Source organism: Nocardioides exalbidus (assembly GCF_900105585.1).
Taxonomy (GTDB): Bacteria; Actinomycetota; Actinomycetes; order Propionibacteriales; family Nocardioidaceae; genus Nocardioides; species Nocardioides exalbidus.
This window is the reverse complement of the sequence record NZ_FNRT01000002.1, coordinates 3,636,646-3,653,018: the sequence shown is the minus strand read 5'-3', so window position 1 is coordinate 3,653,018 and position 16,373 is coordinate 3,636,646. Positions and strand designations below refer to the sequence as shown.

Below are 16,373 nucleotides of genomic sequence, written 5' to 3'. Positions count from 1 at the left end.
CGCCCTGCGCCCGGCCAACCGAATTCCGAGGGACTGCGCGGTCAGGCCTCGGCCGCGCGGTCGGAGTCCTGGTGCTGCCACCACGTCGCCGCTGCCCGCACCCGACGGTTCGACCCGCCGTGGTCGCCGAGGTCGAGCTTGTCGAAGATCGAGCGCAGGTGCTGCTCGACGGTCCGCTCGCTGAGGAAGAGCTCGCCCGCGATCGCCGCGTTGGTGGCGCCGCCGGCCATCGCGGCCAGGACGTCGTTCTCCCGCGGGCTGAGGCCGGGGACGCCGGTGGTCACGGGACGGGGCGCCGGGGCGTGCGACCAGTGCTCGTAGCGGGCGAGCCCGACGGCGGTGGCCGCGAGGACGCCGACAGTGATGACGGCGACCGCGACGATGCCGAGGGTGAGCTGGGCCTCGACGGTCGGGCCGGCGATGCCCACGCCCAGCAGCACGACCGTGGCCGCGGCCCAGGTGAAGGCGATGACCCGCACGGCAGGACGGTCGGGCGACGACGAGGCCCAGGCGACGAGGGCCGCGAGCAGGCCGATCGCGACGGTGTACGCCACGCTGCCGGCGGTCGGGTCGACGTCACCGGGGTTGCGCAGCACCGCGAGGGCGTAGCAGCAGACGACCAGGCACGGCGCGCACGACGTCACGGCTGCTGCGCGGGCCAGCCGCCCACGGTCCACGACCGAGGCCCGCCTGGCCCGGAGCGCGACCGCGACGGTGGCGGCGACGAGCGCGAGGTTCCACGCGGCGAGCAGCACCTCGGCGACGTACGGCACCACGTGGGTCCATGCCTCGGGCGCGGCGGTCTCGATGCCCGCGAACGGCACGACGGGGCGCACGAGGAACGCGCCGGCGAGGGTGGCGACCGCGGTGCCCGCTGCGAGGACGCGTGCCCAGCGCTCGAGGCCGGCCAGCGACAGCCCCACGACGGCCAGCAGGGCGTTGACCGGCACCCAGCCGACCGACCAGAGGCCGGCCGCGACAGGCGTCGGGGTGGAGCTCGCCCACGCGCCGAGGAGCAGGAGCGCCACCAGGGCGGCCGCCAGGCCCACCAGCCAGCCACGGAGAGGGGCCTGGCAGCGACCGGCGAGCCACGTGACCGCGCCGGACGCGAGGGCCAGCGCGAGCACCGAGACCGGGTGGGTGACGAACGTGCGCTCGCCACCGAGCCACAGGACGAGGTTCGCGCCCACTCCCCCTGCGGCCAGCAGCACGACCAGCCACCGCCACGACACGGCAGCAGTATGCCCATCGCCGAGCGGTGCCGGGGCCAACCTCCGCTCAACCACGACGCGCCACCCGCCGCAGCCCGGCCCAGCCGAGACCGATCCAGACGACGCGCTGGACCAGGCTCAGGGCCGGCACCAGCGGGTGGTGGAAGGGCACCGCGAACTGGGCGACGACGAGTGCGAGCACCAGCGCCGGCACCCACCACCGCAGCCCGCCGGAGAGCGCCGCCCCGACGACGGCGAGCAGCACCCCGAGCGCCACCGCCGCCATCGAGCCGAGGACGTAGGGCAGGAACGCGTCGAAGTGGTCGTTGTAGGCCGCGAAGAGGGCGCGCCCCTCCTGCTCGCCGACCACCGCGGGGTCCGCGGCCCAGGCGAAGGGCAGCACCTCGGCCGTGATGACCAGGGCGAAGACGAGCCCGCCCAGCAGGTGCAGCACGCAGCCGACCATCGAGGCGACCATCGAGGCACCTGTGGCGCGGCCGGCCCCGAGGACGGCGAGGAACACCGTCGCGGTCACCGTCCCGAGCGCGTAGGCCGGTCCCCCGACGAGGACGTTCATCGGCCAGTACGCCGACCCGAGGGGCGCGATGTCGTCGTAGCGGATCACGCCGTCGAACGGCGGCTCCCACATCGTGAAGGCCACGACGGCGACCTGCGAGAGGACGAGCAGCGCGAAGGCCACCCGGGCCGCGGGCACCAGGTCGGGGCCGGGCGACCGGACCGGGGCGGGCGGGGCATCGATCATCGTCATGGCAGCCACGGTGGTCCCCCGACCGGTTCGCCGGGATCCGTGCCAGCACGCAACCTGCAGGTTTCCGCCGTGGGAGGGCAGGGCACCATGGCCGACATGCACTCCATGACGCCTGCCCTGTCCCGTGCCGCTGCGAGTCTCGCCGGCGCCCTCACCGTCACCGTCGTCTCCGGCGCCGCCCTGATCGCCGTCTCCGCCCCGGCACACGCCGACACCGTCGTCCTGGACTGCGCCGGTGGGCCCGTGACCATCCCGTCCACGCTCGACGACGTCACGCTCACCGGGACCTGCACCGACGTGCGGATCGACGCCTCCAACATCACGGTCGTGCTGCCGGCCGCGACGTCGCTCACGGTGACCGGCGCCAACCTCGAGGTCACCGCCACGGGTGACGTTGGCACCGTCGACCTGGCCGGCGGGAACAACTCCCTGTCGGCGCCCACCGCCGGTGACGTGGTCATCCGCGACGGCAACAACGAGGCGACCTTCTCCGGCGGCGTCGCCACCGCGACGCTCACCGGCGGCAACAACACCGTCAAGGCGTCGTCCGCGACCACCGTCCTGCTCAAGGGCGGCAACCAGGCGGCTAAGGTCGGCACGGCCGGCCCGGTCACGATCAAGGGCAGCAACGCGACCTACAAGGGCACCAAGGCCTCGAAGCTCGTGATCCGCGGCGCGAACAACGGCGTCAAGGTGACGAAGCTGCCCGTGCTCAGGATCGTCGGGGCCAACAACACCGTGGCCGTCGAGAAGGGCAGCACCAAGGTCAGCATCAAGGGCGCGAACAACCGCGTCCGCGTCAACAAGCGCGCCTGATCAGGCCACGAAGACGCAGAAGACGTGGCCCTCGGGGCTGGCGTAGGCGCGCAGCGGCTCGTCCGGGTCGTCGGTCCGGTCGAACCGCAGCTCGCCTCCCAGCGCCAGCACGCGCTCGTGCGTCGCCTCGAGCGACTCGCGCGTCGGCACCGTGGTGTCGAGGTGGGATACGGACGGATGACCCGGCTCCGGCCACCGGCTCCCCGGCAGGGCGTCGACCTCCTGGATCGCCAGGCACCGTCGGCCGTCGGCGTGGGTGAGCACCAGCCAGTCCGACGTACCGCTCTCGTCACCCGGGCGGTAGACGAGTCCGAGCAGCTCGCGCCAGAACCCGGCCTCCCGTCGCACGTCGACCGCGTCGAGGACCGTGTGCAGCAGCTGCGGGACGTCGCTCACCCTGCGACTGTACGACGACCGGGTCCCGCGCCATGATCACGTCATGACTGCCCCGACCGGCTGGATCCAGGTCTTCCTCGACACCCCCGCCGACCGGTTCGAGGGTGCCGTCGCGTTCTGGTCGGACGTCACGGGCTGGCTGCCGTCGGAGCGGCGCGGCGAGGACGGCCAGTTCCTCACCCTTCAGCCCCCGGCGGGTCCGGCGTACCTCAAGATGCAGGCGGTCCCCGGCGCACCGGGTCTCCACCTCGACCTCGACCACTCCGACCGCGCCGCGGCGATCGAGCACGCTCGGGGCCTCGGCGCGACGACCGCCTGGGTCTACGAGGACGTCGAGGTGATGCGCTCCCCCGGCGGCTTCACGTTCTGCCAGACGCTGCTCGACGCGGGCCTCGGGACGGAGCTGGTCCGCGACGGCGCCACGATCCTCGACCAGGTCTGCCTCGACGTGCCGCAGTCGCACTGGGAGCAGGAGACCGCGTTCTGGCGCGACCTCACCGGGCGCGAGCTGCAGGAGGCCACGGCGCCCGGCTTCGCCCGGCTCGTCACACCCGGCCAGGTGCGGATCCTGCTCCAGCGGCTCGACGAGGTCGACGGCGCGGTCCGGGCCCACCCCGACCTCGCCACCACCGACCGCGCGGGCGACACCGACCGGCACGTCGGCCTCGGCGCCGACGTCGTGGGCGTGCACGCGTTCTGGACCGTGCTGACCGCGCCCGGCGGGCAGGTCTACTGCCTCACCGACCGCGACCCGTCGACGGGAGTCGTGGCGCCCCGCTGACGCCGGGCTCAGGCCAGCACGCCGTCGCGCACGGTCACCCGGCCGCCGTAGACCGTGTGCACGACGCGGGCGCCGAGCTCGCGGCCGTGCCACGGGTTGTTGCGCGACAGCGAGGCCGAGGCCTCGCGGTCGACGGTGACCGTGGCGTCGGGATCGACGAGCACGACGTGGGCGGGCGACCCGGGTGCGAGCGCCTGCCCCTGGTCGGCGAGACCGGCGATCCGGGCCGGCGTCACCGACATGACTCGTGCGACGTCGGCCCACGAGAGGTCCGGCACCGCGGTGCGGACGACGCCGAGCGCGGTCTCGAGGCCGAGCATCCCGAAGGCCGCGTCGACGAACGCGTGCTCCTTGTCGTGGCGCGCGTGCGGGGCGTGGTCGGTCGCGACGGCGTCGATGGTGCCGTCGGCCAGCGCGGCGCGGAGTGCCTCGACGTCCTCCTGCGGGCGCAGCGGCGGGTTGACCTTGAAGGTCGGGTCGTAGCCGGTGAGCAGGTCGGTCGTGAGCAGCAGGTGGTGCGGCGTCACCTCGGCGGTCACCGAGATCCCCTGGGCCTTCGCCCAGCGGACGACCTCGACCGAGCCGGCCGTCGAGACGTGGGCGACGTGGACCCGCGAGCCGGTGTGGCGCGCGAGCATCACGTCGCGCGCGACGATCACCTCCTCCGCGATGCCGGGCCAGCCGGGCAGGCCGAGGCGACCGGACAGCTCGCCCTCGTGGCAGCACGCCGCCGGGCCTGCGAGCGCCGGATCCTGGGAGTGCTGCGACACGACGCCCCCGAAGGCCTTGACGTACTCGAGCGCACGGCGCATCACGCGGGCGTCGTGGACGCACCTGCCGTCGTCGGAGAAGACCGTGACCCCGGCGCGCGAGCGGTTCATGAGGCCGAGCTCGGCGAGCTCCTCGCCACCGAGCCCACGCGTCACGGCACCGACCGGCTGCACGTGGACCAGGCCGGCCTCACGGCCGAGCTCCCAGACGCGGGTCGCGGCCTCGGCGGTGTCGGTGACGGGGCTCGTGTTCGCCATCGCCAGGACGGCGGTGTAGCCACCGAGCGCGGCAGCCTGCGAGCCGGTCAGGATCGTCTCGGCGTCCTCACGACCCGGCTCGCGGAGGTGGGTGTGCAGGTCGACGAGCCCGGGCAGGGCGACCAGGCCCTCGGCGTCGATGGTCGCGGCACCGGCCGGCGCGGAGTCGACGAGGACCCCGGCGTCGTCGACGTACAGGTCAGCGCTGGTCTCGCCGAGCAGCGAGGCGCCCTTGATCACGAGCGACATCAGGCGTTCTCTCCTTGCAGGTCTCCGGCGAGCAGGTGGTAGAGCACGGCCATCCGGATCGCGAGGCCGCTGGAGACCTGCTCCAGGACGACCGACTGCGCGGCGTCGGCGGCGTCGGCGGCGATCTCCAGGCCGCGGTTCATCGGGCCGGGATGGCAGATCGGGACGTCCGGCTTCAACAGCGCGAGGCGGTCGCGGGTGAGCCCGTAGCCGACGGTGTACTCCCGCGCGCTCGGGAAGAAGGCGCCCGACATCCGCTCGCGCTGGACGCGCAGCATCATCACCGCGTCGGCGGTGGGCAGCACGGCGTCGATGTCGTACGACGTCTCGAACCCGGCCGCGGCCGACCACGCGCCGACGCCGCTGGGCATCAGCGTCGGCGGCGCCACGACCGTCACTCGCGCGCCGAGGCGCGTCAGGCACTGGATGTTGGAGCGGAAGACCCGGCTGTGGGTGAGGTCGCCGATGATGGCGACGTGGCGGCCCTCGAGGGAGCCGAGCCGGCGCTGCAGCGTGTAGGCGTCGAGGAGCGCCTGCGTCGGGTGCTCGTGCATCCCGTCGCCGGCGTTGACCACCGACGCGTCGACCCACTCGCTGACCTGGAGCGCCGCGCCGCTGGCGGGGTGGCGGATCACGAGGCCGTCGACGCCCATCGCGCACACCGTCAGGACGGTGTCGCGCAGGCTCTCGCCCTTGGACGTGCTCGACCCCTTCGCGCTGACGTTGATGACGTCGGCGGAGAGCCACTTGCCCGCGATCTCGAAGGACGAGCGGGTGCGCGTGGAGTCCTCGAAGAACATGTTGACGACCGTGCGACCGCGCAGCGCCGGCAGCTTCTTGACCTCGCGGTTCTGCACGTCGTGCATGTCGGCGGCGGTCTCGAAGAGCTGGTGGATCTCGTCGGTGGTGAGGTCGTCGATGGAGAGCAGGTGCTTCACGAGATGGTCACCTCGTCGCTGCCGTCGACCTCGCTGAGCCGGACGCTGACGCGCTCGGCCAGGGCGCTCGGGAGGTTCTTGCCGACGTGGTCGGCGCGGATCGGGAGCTCGCGGTGACCGCGGTCGACCAGCACCGCGAGGCGTACGGCGCTCGGGCGGCCGAGGTCGGCGAGGGCGTCGAGCGCGGCCCGGATCGTGCGGCCCGAGAACAGGACGTCATCCACGAGGACGACGACCTTCTTGTCGATCCCACCGGGCGGCAGCGCGGTCTTGTGCGCGCGCCGCGTCGGCTGCGAGCGCAGGTCGTCGCGATACATCGTCACGTCGAGCTCACCCACCGCGACGGGGGCGCCCTCGACGGTCGCGATCCGCTCGGCGATGCGCCTCGCGAGGGGTACGCCGCGGGTGTGCAGGCCGAGCAGCACCAGGTCGGTGGCGCCCTTGTTGCGCTCGAGCAGCTCGTGCGAGATCCGGGTCAGCGCCCGGGAGATGTCACGGGCGTCGAGGACGGTGCGGTCGGCCCTCGTGCTGTCGGTGCCGGGGTCTGCTTCTTCGGGGGCAGGCATCTGCGCGCCGGACCTCCTTCTCCGCCTCACGGGACGGCTCGTTAAAGGATGTCGATCGGGTCCGACCCTAGCAGCGGGCGGGCGGCGGGGTGGTCCGGAGTAGCGTCGGTGGGGATCGGTACTTTCCGGTCCGCAGGTCAGGAACTCCACATGGGCATCGGCTACGCCGCCGCATATCGCGCGCACCTCACCCCCTGGGAGAAGGCGAGCCGGCGGCAGCGGCCCGTCCTCGAGGTCCTCCTCGACCGCGAGGAGGCCGATCGGCCCGACCGCACGCGTCGGGCCCTCGACCTCGGCTGTGGGCGGGGCGCCCACACCGCGCTGCTCGTCGAGCGCGGGTGGGACGCGATGGGGGTCGACTCCGTGCGCCAGGCCGTCGACGTGGCGGTGCGGCGCAACGGCCTCGACGACGCCCGGTTCGTGGTCGGGGACGTGCGACACCTCGTGCACTCCGGCGTGGGCGTGGGCTTCGACCTGTTCCTCGACGTCGGGTGCTTCCAGAGCCTCGACACCGCGGGCCGCGCGATGATGGCCGACAACGTCACGGCCCTCGCCGCGCCCGCTGCCACGGTCCTCGTGCACACCAGTGCCACCCGCGCGCGGCCCGGGTGGGGCCCCCAGGCCTCGCTCGAGGACCTCCAGCGGTCCTACCTCGGCTGGGACGTGGCACAGGTCGCCGACGCGCGCACCGTCGCCGGGACCTGGTTCCGCCTCACCCGCGGCTGAGCGGTCAGCGCTCCAGGATCGCGACCACGCCCTGGCCGCCGGCCGCGCAGATGGAGACCAGCGCACGTCCACGGCCCTTGTTCGCGAGCAGCTTGGCCGCGACCGGGACGATCCGGCCGCCCGTCGCCGCGAACGGGTGGGCGGCGGCCAGCGAGGAGCCGGTGACGTTCAGCTTGTCGCGGTCGACCTCACCGAGCGGCGCGTCGAGACCGAGGCGCTCCTTGCAGAAGACCGGGTCCTCCCAGGCGGCCAGCGTCGAGAGCACCTGCGAGGCGAACGCCTCGTGGATCTCGTAGAAGTCGAAGTCCTGGAGGGTGAGGCCGTTGCGCGCCAGCATCCGCGGGACGGCGTACGCCGGTGCCATCAGCAGGCCCTCGTGGCCGTTGACGTAGTCGACGGCGGACGTCTCGGCGTCGACGAGGTGGGCCAGCACCGGGAGGCCGCGCTCCTCGGCCCACTCGTCGCTCGAGAGCAGCACCGCGGAGGCGCCGTCGGACAGCGGCGTGCTGTTGCCCGCCGTCATGGTGGCCGCCGAGCCCTTGCCGAAGACCGGCTTGAGCGTGGCGAGCTTCTCGACCGAGGAGTCCGGGCGCATGTTGTTGTCGCGCTCGACCCCGCGGAAGGGCGTGACCAGGTCGTCCTGGAAGCCCTCGTCGTAGGACCGGGCGAGGTTGTGGTGCGAGCGGACGGCGAGCTCGTCCTGGGCCTCGCGGGTGATCCGCCACTCGAGCGCGGTGAGGGCGGCGTGCTCCCCCATCGACATGCGGGTGCGGGGCTCGCCGTTCTGCGGGATGTCGAGCCCGATGTCGCCGGGGCGGATCGCGCCGAGGGCCTTGAGCCGGCTCGCGGTGTCCTTGGCGGCGTTGACCCTCATCAGCTTCCTGCGCAGCTTGTCGCTGATCGCGACGGGCGCGTCAGAAGTGGTGTCGGTGCCGCCCGCGACACCGGCGTCGATCACGCCGAGCGCGATCTTGTTGGCGACCTGGATCGCGGCCTGCAGCCCGGTGCCGCAGGCCTGCTGGATGTCGGTGGCCGGCGTCTCCGGGGCCAGCTTCGAGCCCAGCACCGACTCACGCGTCAGGTTGAAGTCACGCGAGTGCTTGAGCACGGCGCCGGCCTCGACCTCGCCGAGGCGCTCCCCGCGCAGGTCGAAGCGGTCCACCAGCCCGTCGATCGCCGCGGTGAGCATCTCCTGGTTGGAGACGCCCGCGTAGACCGTGTTGGAGCGGGCGAACGGGATGCGGTTGCCGCCGACGACTGCGACGGGCCGGGTGGTGGGCTGCATGTTCCTATCCTTGCCTGTGGAGGGCCTCCCGCCAACGGGGTGAGGGGCTCGTCACGAAGAGTGGACCCAGAGTGTAAACCTGAGTTACATAGTGCCGTCCGTCCGAGATCCACAGCCCCGACCACAGAGGGACCTGCCACCCATGAGCGATCGTTACCAGGGCTTCGTGTCCACCCCCGTCGGCCAGCTGTTCGTGAAGAACCTCGGCCTGCCCAACCCCACTACCCTCGAGCGCTGGACGGGCGGGGGGACGCTCGTCGACGGGCTCGTCGTGCTCGGCGGCGACGGTCGGCTCGGCGACGTGCTGCCGACGACCCTCGACGGCCTCGGCATCGCCTCGGCGACCGGGCTCGAGGAGGGCGCACGCGCGAAGGCGCTCGTCTTCGACGCCACCGGCATCACCGACACGACCGGGCTCGTCGCGCTGCGGGAGTTCTTCACCCCGCTCCTGCGTCGCCTGGAGACCTGCCCGCGCGTCGTGGTCATCGGCACGCCGCCGGAGACGACCACCGGCGCCGAGCGGATCGCGCAGCGCGCGCTCGAGGGCTTCACCCGCTCGCTCGGCAAGGAGATCGGCCGCGGCGGCACGGTGCAGCTGGTCTACGTCGCCCCTGCCGCCGACGGCGCGATCGACTCGACGCTCGCGTTCCTCCTCTCCCCCAAGTCGGCCTACGTCTCGGGGCAGGTCGTGCGCATCGGCGCCCACGGCTCCACCGCGACCGACCACGTCGCCGACTGGTCGCAGCCGCTCGCCGGCAAGGTCGCCCTCGTGACCGGGGCGAGTCGAGGCATCGGCGCGGAGATCGCACGCGTCCTGCACCGCGACGGCGCGACGGTCGTCGGCGTCGACGTGCCGCAGGCAGCCAGCGAGCTGCAGGACCTCATGGCCGAGCTCGACGGCGACCACCTCGTCCTCGACATCACCAACAAGGACGCCCCGCAGCGCATCGCCCACCACCTGCGCGAGCGCCACGGTGGCGTCGACGTCGTCGTGCACAACGCCGGCATCATCCGCGACAAGAAGCTCGCCAACATGGCCGAGGACCGCTGGAGCAGCGTCATCGCAGTCAACCTCACCGCCCCCGAGCTGATCAGCCGCGAGCTCCTCGACTCCGGGGTGGTCAACGACGGCGGCCGGATCATCGGTGTCGCGTCGATCGCCGGCATCGCGGGCAACGTCGGCCAGACCAACTACGCGACCTCCAAGGCCGGGGTCATCGGCCTGGTCGAGAGCCTGCGCGACGAGCTCGACCGCGGCATCACCGTGAATGCCGTGGCGCCGGGCTTCATCATCACGCAGATGACGGCGGCCGTACCGTTCGCGACCCGCGAGGTCGGCCAGCGCCTCAACGCGATGTCGCAGGGCGGGCTGCCGGTCGACGTCGCCGAGACCATCGCCTGGTTCGCCAGCACCGGCTCGGGCGCCGTCAACGGCAACGTGGTGCGCGTGTGCGGCCAGATGATGCTGGGCGCCTGATGCCCGGCACCAAGCTCCTCACCGGCGAGCCCGGCGACCTGACGACCCTGGTCCGGGCGGCGCTGCCCGTCGTGCCCGGCGTCAACCGGCTGCCCGGCGTGCGCAAGGGCCCGGCCTCGGCCTTCGACGGCCTCGCCTACGCCCGCGAGGCCGTCGGGGTCGAGCGCGCCCGCGTGGAGGCGTACGCCGGTGTGTGCGGCTTCCCCCGCAAGGACGTCGTACCCCTCACGTATCCGCACCTGCGCGCCTTCCCGCTCCACATGGCGATCATGAGCGACCCGGCGTTCCCCTACCCCGCCATCGGGATGGTGCACGTGGAGAACGTGATCACCGCGCACCGCGCGATCGGCGTCGGCGAGCGCCTCGACGTCACCACAGCGGTCGGCGAGCCCCGGCCGCACGCCCGCGGCGTCCTGCTCGACTTCGTCACCACCGTCTCGGCCGCCGCGGGCGGGGACACGGCGTGGGAGTCCACGTCGACGTACCTCCGGCGGGGACGGACCGTCGACGGCGACCCGGCGCCCGGCCTCGAGGTCCTCGACCCGCCGACCGGCGGCGTCCGGTGGCGGCTGCCCGCCGACCTCGGGCGGACCTACGCCGCCGTGTCGGGCGACGCCAACCCGATCCACCTCTACCCGCTGACGGCTAGGGCGCTGGGCTTCCGCCGCCAGATCGCGCACGGCATGTGGACGCTCGCGCGCTCGGTCGCCGCCATCGAGAACCGGCTTCCCGACGCGGTGACCGTGGAGGTCGCCTTCAAGAAGCCGGTGTTCCTCCCCGGAACGGTGTCCTACGCAGCGCGGCAGGACGACACGGGCTGGACCTTCGCGATGACCAGCCCGAAGGACGGCTCGCCCCACCTGCTGGGTCGTACGACGCCCGCCTGAGGCAGCGCGCCTACCTGCCGCGTCCGTCGTGGAGCCGGATGAGGCCCTCCTGGGCGACCGTCGCGACCAGGTCGCCGTCCTGGGAGAAGACGCGGGCGAGCGCGAGCCCGCGACCCCCGCCGGCGAACGGCGAGAACTGGTCGTAGAGCCACCACTCGTCGGCTCGGAACGGCTTGTGGAACCAGATCGTGTGGTCGAGCGAGGCGGGCACGAGCCGCGGCGACCCGAGCGTCACCCCGTGCGGGACGAGCGAGGCGCCGAGCAGCGTGAGGTCGCTGGCGTAGGTGAACGCCGCCTCCTGGAGCGTCGGGTCGTCGGAGAGCCGACCGGCGACGCGCGCCCAGATGCGGGCCTGGGCGGGGTGGTCCGGGTCGGCCGGCAGTCCCTGGCCGCTGACGCCGACGTAGCGCAGGTCGAGCGCCGACCACTCGCGCTCCCAGTCCTCGCCCTGCTCCCTGCCCTGTGCGCGCACCAGGTCGACCAGGGGCACCGCCTGCTCGGGCGGGACCACGTCGGGCATCCGGTCCTGGTGCTCGAAGCCGTCCTCGGGCACCTGGAAGTTGGCGGTGAGGTAGTAGATCGGGCGGCCGTGCTGGCGTGCCGAGACCCGTCGGGTGACGAACGAGCGGCCGTCACGGATGCGCTCGACGTCGTAGACGATCGGGACCGTGGTGTCGCCCGGGCGCAGGAAGTAGGAGTGCAGCGAGTGCAGGACGTAGCCGTCGTCGACGCTGCGGGTGGCCGCGACCACGGCCTGCCCGGCGACCTGCCCGCCGAAGACCCGCTGGCGCTCGGTCCTCGCCTGGGCCCCGCGGTAGAGGTCGACCTCGAGGCGCTCGAGGTCGAGGAGCTCGGCGAGCTCCCCGGCGCTGCCCGCCATCAGCGCTCCTCCCAGCCCGGGTCGTCGCCGTCGTTCTTCGACTGGTCGTCGAGGTCGGCGAGGAACGCCTCGAAGGCGCTGCCGATCTCCTCGCCCGTCGGGAGCGGCTCGTCGCCGGCCAGGAGGGACGAGCCGGCGGCCTCGGCCTCGCGGAAGGAGTCGTACTGCTGCTCCAGTCCGCGCACCACGTCGCCGACCTCGTCGTGGGAGGAGAGGTAGCGGTCGACCTCGGTCTCGGTGATCTCCGCGGACTCGCGCAGGTCGCCGAGGTCGATGGTGAGGTGCCCGCCGATCTCGAGGTGCTCGAGCAGGACGAGCGCGGCCTGGGGGTACTCCATCTGCGCGAGGTAGTGCGGGATGTGGGCGACGAAGCCGAGGGCGTCGAGGCCCCACTCGCCCAGCCGGATCTCGAGCAGCGCCTGCGCGCTCGCCGGGACGCGGAGCTCGCCCTGCCACGGGCTCTCGCCGGGGACGAGGTCGGGCCGGTTGGCGTGGGGCGTGATCGCGATCGGGCGGGTGTGCGGGACGGCCATCGGCACGGCGCCGAGGCTCACCACCCGGGCCACGCCGAAGTGGTCGACGACCTCGCGGACCGCGCGGGCGAAGGCCTCCCAGCGGATGTCGGGCTCGGGTCCGGTGAGCAGGAGGAAGGGCGTGCCTCCGGTGTCGCGGAGCGCCCGGACGACCAGGCGGGGCGCCTCGTAGTCGACGTAGTGGTCGCGGACGAAGGTCACGGGAGGCCGGCGCGCGCGGTAGTCGTGGAGCGCGTCGACGTCGAAGGTCGCGACGACCTTGCCGTCGGAGAGCTCGGCGAGGTGCGAGGCGGCGAGCTCCGCAGACTTGCCCGCGTCGAGGAATCCGGTGAGCACGCAGACCATCGTCAGGTCACCGGCGTCGGCCAGCACCTCGGCGTCGTCGACGATGTGCACGAGTCTGTCGGCCATGGGCCAAGCCTATTCGCAGGTGCCGCGTGACCGGGCACACACCCACCCCGGTGGTCATCGCTTGTTACTCATGGGTAGCCTGAGCTGACCCTGTCACCCGAGAACCGTGGGAGTACACCGTGCCCCGTCCCCAGCGTGAGGTCGTCTTCGTCGACGGCGTGCGCACCCCGTTCGGCAAGGCCAAGGGCCAGTACGCCGAGACGCGCGCCGACGACCTCGTCATCAAGTCCATCCGCGAGCTGATGCGGCGCAACCCGTCGCTGCCGCCCGAGCGGGTCGACGAGGTCGCGATCGCGGCCACCACCCAGATCGGCGACCAGGGCCTGACCCTCGGCCGCACCGCCGCCCTCCTCGCGGGGCTGCCGCAGAGCGTCCCCGGCTACTCCATCGACCGCATGTGCGCGGGCGCGATGACCGCGGTGACCAGCACCGCGTCGGGCATCGCCTTCGGGGCCTACGACGTCGCCATCGCCGGCGGTGTCGAGCACATGGGTCGCCACCCGATGGGCGAGGGCGTCGACCCCAACCCGCGGATCCTGTCGGAGCGGATCGTGAACCCGGACGCCCTCGTCATGGGCAAGACCGCGGAGAACCTCCACGACCGCTACCCCACGATCACCCGGCAGCGCGTGGACGCGTACGCCGTGCGCAGCCAGCAGAAGACCAAGGCCGCCTACGACGCCGGCAAGATCCAGCCCGACCTGGTGCCCGTCGCGACCCGCTCCGCCGAGGCCGGCTGGGGCCTGGCCACGCTCGACGAGCCGATGCGCCCCGAGACGACCATGGAGTCGCTCGCCGGGCTCAAGACGCCGTTCCGCTCGCACGGCAACGTGACCGCGGGCAACGCCGCCGGCATCAACGACGGCGCGACCGCCGCGCTCCTCGCCGACGAGGAGACCGCACGCGAGCTCGGCCTGCCCGTCAAGATGCGCCTGGTGACCTACTCCTTCGTCGGCGTCGAGCCCGAGGTGATGGGCGCCGGCCCGATCCCGGCGACCGAGAAGGCGCTGAGGCTCGCCGGCCTGACGATCGACGACATCGACGCGTTCGAGGTCAACGAGGCGTTCGCCGTGCAGGTGCTCGCCTTCCTCGAGCACTTCGGCATCGCCGACGACGACGAGCGGGTGAACCCCTACGGCGGCGCGATCGCGATGGGGCACCCCCTCGCGTCGTCCGGCGTACGCCTCATGAACCAGCTGGCGCGCCAGTTCGAGGAGCGCCCCGAGGTCCGCTACGGCCTCACCACCATGTGCATCGGCATCGGCATGGGCGGGACCGTGATCTGGGAGAACCCCCACTGGACCGGCAGCACCTCCGAGTCGACGGGAGACGACAAGTGACTGACATCTTCGAGCGGGCGCGGGGCATCGTCTCCGACGCCGAGCGCGTCACGCAGGCCCACCTGCGCAAGGTGACCCTGCCGGGCGTGACCTTCGGCCTGATCACCCTCGACAACGGCGAGGACCACACCAAGCCCAACACGTTCGGCCCGGGCTCGCTGCTCGCGCTCAACGAGGCGATCGATGCCGCGCTGGCCGACGACTCGGTCGACGCGATCGCGGTGACCGGCAAGCCGTTCATCCTGGCGGCCGGCGCCGACCTCATGTCCATCCAGGGTGGCGGCCCCGACGCCGTCCGCATCGTCGGCGAGCTCGGCCACGCGACCTTCCGCAAGCTCCAGGACGGCGGCAAGACGTCGTTCGGCTTCATCAACGGCCTGGCCCTCGGCGGCGGCCTCGAGGTCGCGCTGCACTGCACCTACCGCACCGTCATGGACTCCGCGCCGGCCCTCGGCTTGCCCGAGGTCATGCTCGGCCTCGTGCCCGGCTGGGGCGGCGCCTACCTCGTGCCCAACCTCGTCGGTGCCGACAAGGCGGTGACGCTGATCCTCGAGAACCCGCTCAACCAGGGCAAGACGCTCGGCGGTCAGGCGGCGTACGACTTCGGGCTGGCCGACGCGGTCTTCAACGGCGCGGACTTCCTGGAGCAGTCTCTGCTCTGGGCGGCCTCCGTCGTGCGCGGCGAGACCACCGTGACCCGCCCCGACGTCGACCGTGGGGAGGCGTGGGACGCCGCGATCGAGCGGGCCCGGGGCATCGTCGAGGCCAGGACGGGCGGCGCCTCCCCGGCGGCCGCCAAGGCCGTCGAGCTGATCGCCGCGGCGCGCGACACCGACCGTGACGCCGGCTTCGCGGCCGAGGACGACGCCCTCGAGGCGATGTCGCAGACCGCCGAGCTGCTCGCCTCGCTCTACTCGTTCGACCTGGTGCAGAAGCGCGCCAAGCGACCGGCCGGCGCGCCCGACAAGTCGCTCGCACGGCCGGTGACCAAGGTGGGCATCGTGGGTGCCGGCCTGATGGCCAGCCAGCTCGCGCTGCTCTTCGTACGCCGCCTCGAGGTGCCCGTCGTGCTCACTGACCTCGACCAGGAGCGGGCCGACAAGGGTGTGGGCTACGTCCACGCCGAGATCGACAAGCTGCTCGCCAAGGGCCGGATCAGCCAGGACAAGGCCAACCGCCACAAGGCCCTCGTGTCCGGCGAGACCGACAAGCAGGTCGCCTTCGGCGACGCCGACTTCGTCATCGAGGCCGTCTTCGAGGAGATGTCGGTCAAGAAGACCGTCTTCGCCGACGTGGAGAAGGTCGTCTCGCCCGAGTGCGTGCTGGCGACGAACACCTCGTCGCTCTCGATCACCGAGATGGCGTCCGACCTCGAGCACCCCGAGCGGGTCGTCGGGTTCCACTTCTTCAACCCGGTCGCGGTGATGCCGCTGCTGGAGATCGTCCGCGGCGAGGCGACCGACGACGCCACCCTGGCGACGGCGTTCGCGACGGGCAGGACGCTGAAGAAGACCACGATCCTGGTCAACGACAGCCCGTCCTTCATCGTCAACCGGTTGCTCGGCCGCTTCATGAGCGAGGTCGGCCGCATCGTCGACGAGGGCACCCCGGTCTCCGTCGCCGACGGCGCGTTCGCCGGCATCGCTCCGATGCCGCCGTTCGTCCTGCTGTCGCTGGTCGGCCCCGCCATCGCGCTGCACAACAACGAGACGCTGAAGGGTGCGTTCCCCGACCGCTTCTACGTCTCCCCCGCGCTCGAGCGGATCGTCGCGGCCCGCAAGGCGTCCTACTACGGCCCCGACGGAGCCCTCGACCCCGCGGTCGAGGAGCTGCTCGTCGTGCCCGAGTCGCCGGTGGTGCTCACCTCTGAAGAGGTCCGGGAGAAGACCCTCGCCGGCCTCGCCGAGGAGGCGCGCCTGATGCTCGACGAGGGCGTCGTCGCCGCGCCGCAGGACATCGACCTGGCGATGATCACCGGTGCCGGGTTCTCGTTCTGGAACGGTGGCCTGACCTTCATGCTCGACGTGAAGGGGATCTCTGAGAAGGCGACGGGCAAGCGCTTCCACTGAGCACACCGAGC

At 72.6% G+C, this 16,373-nt stretch carries 16 protein-coding genes; 7 read left to right on the top strand and 9 right to left on the bottom strand.

What is annotated here, in order from left to right; all coding sequences use genetic code 11:
* Window positions 1-41 precede the first annotated feature (41 nt).
* A complete protein-coding gene (locus BLV76_RS22915; protein WP_217630384.1) occupies window positions 42-1,232 on the bottom strand; it encodes a helix-turn-helix transcriptional regulator in 1,191 nt (396 codons plus the stop codon).
* Window positions 1,233-1,278: 46 nt separating this feature from the next.
* Window positions 1,279-1,980, bottom strand: a complete 702-nt coding sequence (locus BLV76_RS17805; protein ID WP_090970766.1) for a hypothetical protein — start codon at window positions 1,978-1,980, stop codon at window positions 1,279-1,281.
* A 96-nt stretch (window positions 1,981-2,076) separates the two neighbouring features.
* On the opposite strand from BLV76_RS17805, the gene BLV76_RS17800 reads away from it, so the two are divergent.
* Window positions 2,077-2,796: a DUF3060 domain-containing protein gene (locus BLV76_RS17800; protein WP_139306619.1), complete on the top strand. Its 720-nt coding sequence runs from the start codon at window positions 2,077-2,079 to the stop codon at window positions 2,794-2,796.
* On the opposite strand, the gene BLV76_RS17795 is transcribed toward BLV76_RS17800, so the two are convergent.
* Complete coding sequence (locus BLV76_RS17795) at window positions 2,797-3,192, bottom strand: VOC family protein (RefSeq protein ID WP_090970762.1); 396 nt, start codon at window positions 3,190-3,192, stop codon at window positions 2,797-2,799.
* A gap of 43 nt (window positions 3,193-3,235) precedes the next feature.
* Here BLV76_RS17795 and BLV76_RS17790 point away from each other — a divergent pair, with 43 nt between their 5' ends.
* Window positions 3,236-3,973, top strand: coding sequence for a VOC family protein (locus BLV76_RS17790; protein WP_090970759.1), 738 nt, complete (start codon window positions 3,236-3,238; stop codon window positions 3,971-3,973).
* A gap of 8 nt (window positions 3,974-3,981) precedes the next feature.
* Here the strand turns inward: BLV76_RS17790 and BLV76_RS17785 are convergent, their stop codons facing one another.
* From BLV76_RS17785 to pyrR, 3 genes are read right to left on the bottom strand one after another with little or no spacing between them, the layout of a single operon-like run.
* Complete coding sequence (locus BLV76_RS17785) at window positions 3,982-5,250, bottom strand: dihydroorotase (RefSeq protein ID WP_090970757.1); 1,269 nt, start codon at window positions 5,248-5,250, stop codon at window positions 3,982-3,984.
* Window positions 5,250-6,188, bottom strand: coding sequence for an aspartate carbamoyltransferase catalytic subunit (locus tag BLV76_RS17780; protein ID WP_090970755.1), 939 nt, complete (start codon window positions 6,186-6,188; stop codon window positions 5,250-5,252). The genes BLV76_RS17785 and BLV76_RS17780 overlap by 1 nt, the downstream gene beginning before the upstream one ends.
* Window positions 6,185-6,754, bottom strand: a complete 570-nt coding sequence (gene pyrR, locus BLV76_RS17775) for a bifunctional pyr operon transcriptional regulator/uracil phosphoribosyltransferase PyrR (RefSeq protein WP_090970753.1) — start codon at window positions 6,752-6,754, stop codon at window positions 6,185-6,187. The genes BLV76_RS17780 and pyrR overlap by 4 nt, the downstream gene beginning before the upstream one ends.
* A gap of 150 nt (window positions 6,755-6,904) precedes the next feature.
* Here pyrR and BLV76_RS17770 point away from each other — a divergent pair, with 150 nt between their 5' ends.
* Window positions 6,905-7,480, top strand: coding sequence for a class I SAM-dependent methyltransferase (locus BLV76_RS17770; RefSeq protein WP_175539730.1), 576 nt, complete (start codon window positions 6,905-6,907; stop codon window positions 7,478-7,480).
* A 4-nt stretch (window positions 7,481-7,484) separates the two neighbouring features.
* Here BLV76_RS17770 and BLV76_RS17765 read toward each other — a convergent pair whose 3' ends face one another.
* Complete coding sequence (locus BLV76_RS17765; RefSeq protein WP_090970748.1) at window positions 7,485-8,765, bottom strand: acetyl-CoA C-acetyltransferase; 1,281 nt, start codon at window positions 8,763-8,765, stop codon at window positions 7,485-7,487.
* Window positions 8,766-8,907: 142 nt separating this feature from the next.
* Between BLV76_RS17765 and BLV76_RS17760 the strand changes: the two genes are divergently transcribed.
* Together BLV76_RS17760 and BLV76_RS17755 are read left to right on the top strand one after the other, a co-directional pair.
* The gene (locus BLV76_RS17760; RefSeq protein WP_090970746.1) at window positions 8,908-10,242 is read left to right on the top strand and encodes a 3-oxoacyl-ACP reductase; all 1,335 of its coding nucleotides are present in this window, start codon (window positions 8,908-8,910) and stop codon (window positions 10,240-10,242) included.
* Window positions 10,242-11,129, top strand: a complete 888-nt coding sequence (locus BLV76_RS17755) for a MaoC/PaaZ C-terminal domain-containing protein (protein ID WP_090970744.1) — start codon at window positions 10,242-10,244, stop codon at window positions 11,127-11,129. Before BLV76_RS17760 ends, BLV76_RS17755 begins: the two co-directional genes overlap by 1 nt.
* Window positions 11,130-11,139: 10 nt before the next feature.
* Here the strand turns inward: BLV76_RS17755 and BLV76_RS17750 are convergent, their stop codons facing one another.
* Both BLV76_RS17750 and BLV76_RS17745 read right to left on the bottom strand, forming a co-directional pair.
* Entirely contained in the window at window positions 11,140-12,009 is an 870-nt protein-coding gene (locus BLV76_RS17750; RefSeq protein WP_090970742.1) for an acyl-CoA thioesterase, read from the bottom strand.
* The gene (locus BLV76_RS17745; protein WP_090970740.1) at window positions 12,009-12,953 is read right to left on the bottom strand and encodes a PAC2 family protein; all 945 of its coding nucleotides are present in this window, start codon (window positions 12,951-12,953) and stop codon (window positions 12,009-12,011) included. The genes BLV76_RS17750 and BLV76_RS17745 overlap by 1 nt, the downstream gene beginning before the upstream one ends.
* Before the next feature lie 119 nt (window positions 12,954-13,072).
* On the opposite strand from BLV76_RS17745, the gene BLV76_RS17740 reads away from it, so the two are divergent.
* On the top strand, window positions 13,073-14,293 hold the full coding sequence (locus tag BLV76_RS17740) for a thiolase family protein (protein WP_090970738.1): 1,221 nt from the start codon (window positions 13,073-13,075) through the stop codon (window positions 14,291-14,293).
* Window positions 14,290-16,362 carry a 3-hydroxyacyl-CoA dehydrogenase NAD-binding domain-containing protein gene (locus tag BLV76_RS17735; RefSeq protein ID WP_090970736.1) on the top strand — a complete coding sequence of 691 codons (2,073 nt, stop codon included), beginning with the start codon at window positions 14,290-14,292 and terminating at the stop codon, window positions 16,360-16,362. The genes BLV76_RS17740 and BLV76_RS17735 overlap by 4 nt, the downstream gene beginning before the upstream one ends.
* Window positions 16,363-16,373 lie beyond the last annotated feature (11 nt).

Excerpts from the sequence above, each read along its gene's own strand:
- BLV76_RS17805 (WP_090970766.1), bottom strand. The coding sequence starts at position 1,980 with ATGACGATGATCGATGCCCCGCCCGCCCCGGTCCGGTCGCCCGGCCCC.
- BLV76_RS17800 (WP_139306619.1), top strand. The coding sequence starts at position 2,077 with ATGCACTCCATGACGCCTGCCCTGTCCCGTGCCGCTGCGAGTCTCGCC.
- BLV76_RS17790 (WP_090970759.1), top strand. The coding sequence starts at position 3,236 with ATGACTGCCCCGACCGGCTGGATCCAGGTCTTCCTCGACACCCCCGCC.
- BLV76_RS17785 (WP_090970757.1), bottom strand. The coding sequence starts at position 5,250 with ATGTCGCTCGTGATCAAGGGCGCCTCGCTGCTCGGCGAGACCAGCGCT.
- pyrR (WP_090970753.1), bottom strand. The coding sequence starts at position 6,754 with ATGCCTGCCCCCGAAGAAGCAGACCCCGGCACCGACAGCACGAGGGCC.
- BLV76_RS17770 (WP_175539730.1), top strand. The coding sequence starts at position 6,905 with ATGGGCATCGGCTACGCCGCCGCATATCGCGCGCACCTCACCCCCTGG.
- BLV76_RS17765 (WP_090970748.1), bottom strand. The coding sequence starts at position 8,765 with ATGCAGCCCACCACCCGGCCCGTCGCAGTCGTCGGCGGCAACCGCATC.
- BLV76_RS17760 (WP_090970746.1), top strand. The coding sequence starts at position 8,908 with ATGAGCGATCGTTACCAGGGCTTCGTGTCCACCCCCGTCGGCCAGCTG.
- BLV76_RS17755 (WP_090970744.1), top strand. The coding sequence starts at position 10,242 with ATGCCCGGCACCAAGCTCCTCACCGGCGAGCCCGGCGACCTGACGACC.
- BLV76_RS17750 (WP_090970742.1), bottom strand. The coding sequence starts at position 12,009 with ATGGCGGGCAGCGCCGGGGAGCTCGCCGAGCTCCTCGACCTCGAGCGC.
- BLV76_RS17745 (WP_090970740.1), bottom strand. The coding sequence starts at position 12,953 with ATGGCCGACAGACTCGTGCACATCGTCGACGACGCCGAGGTGCTGGCC.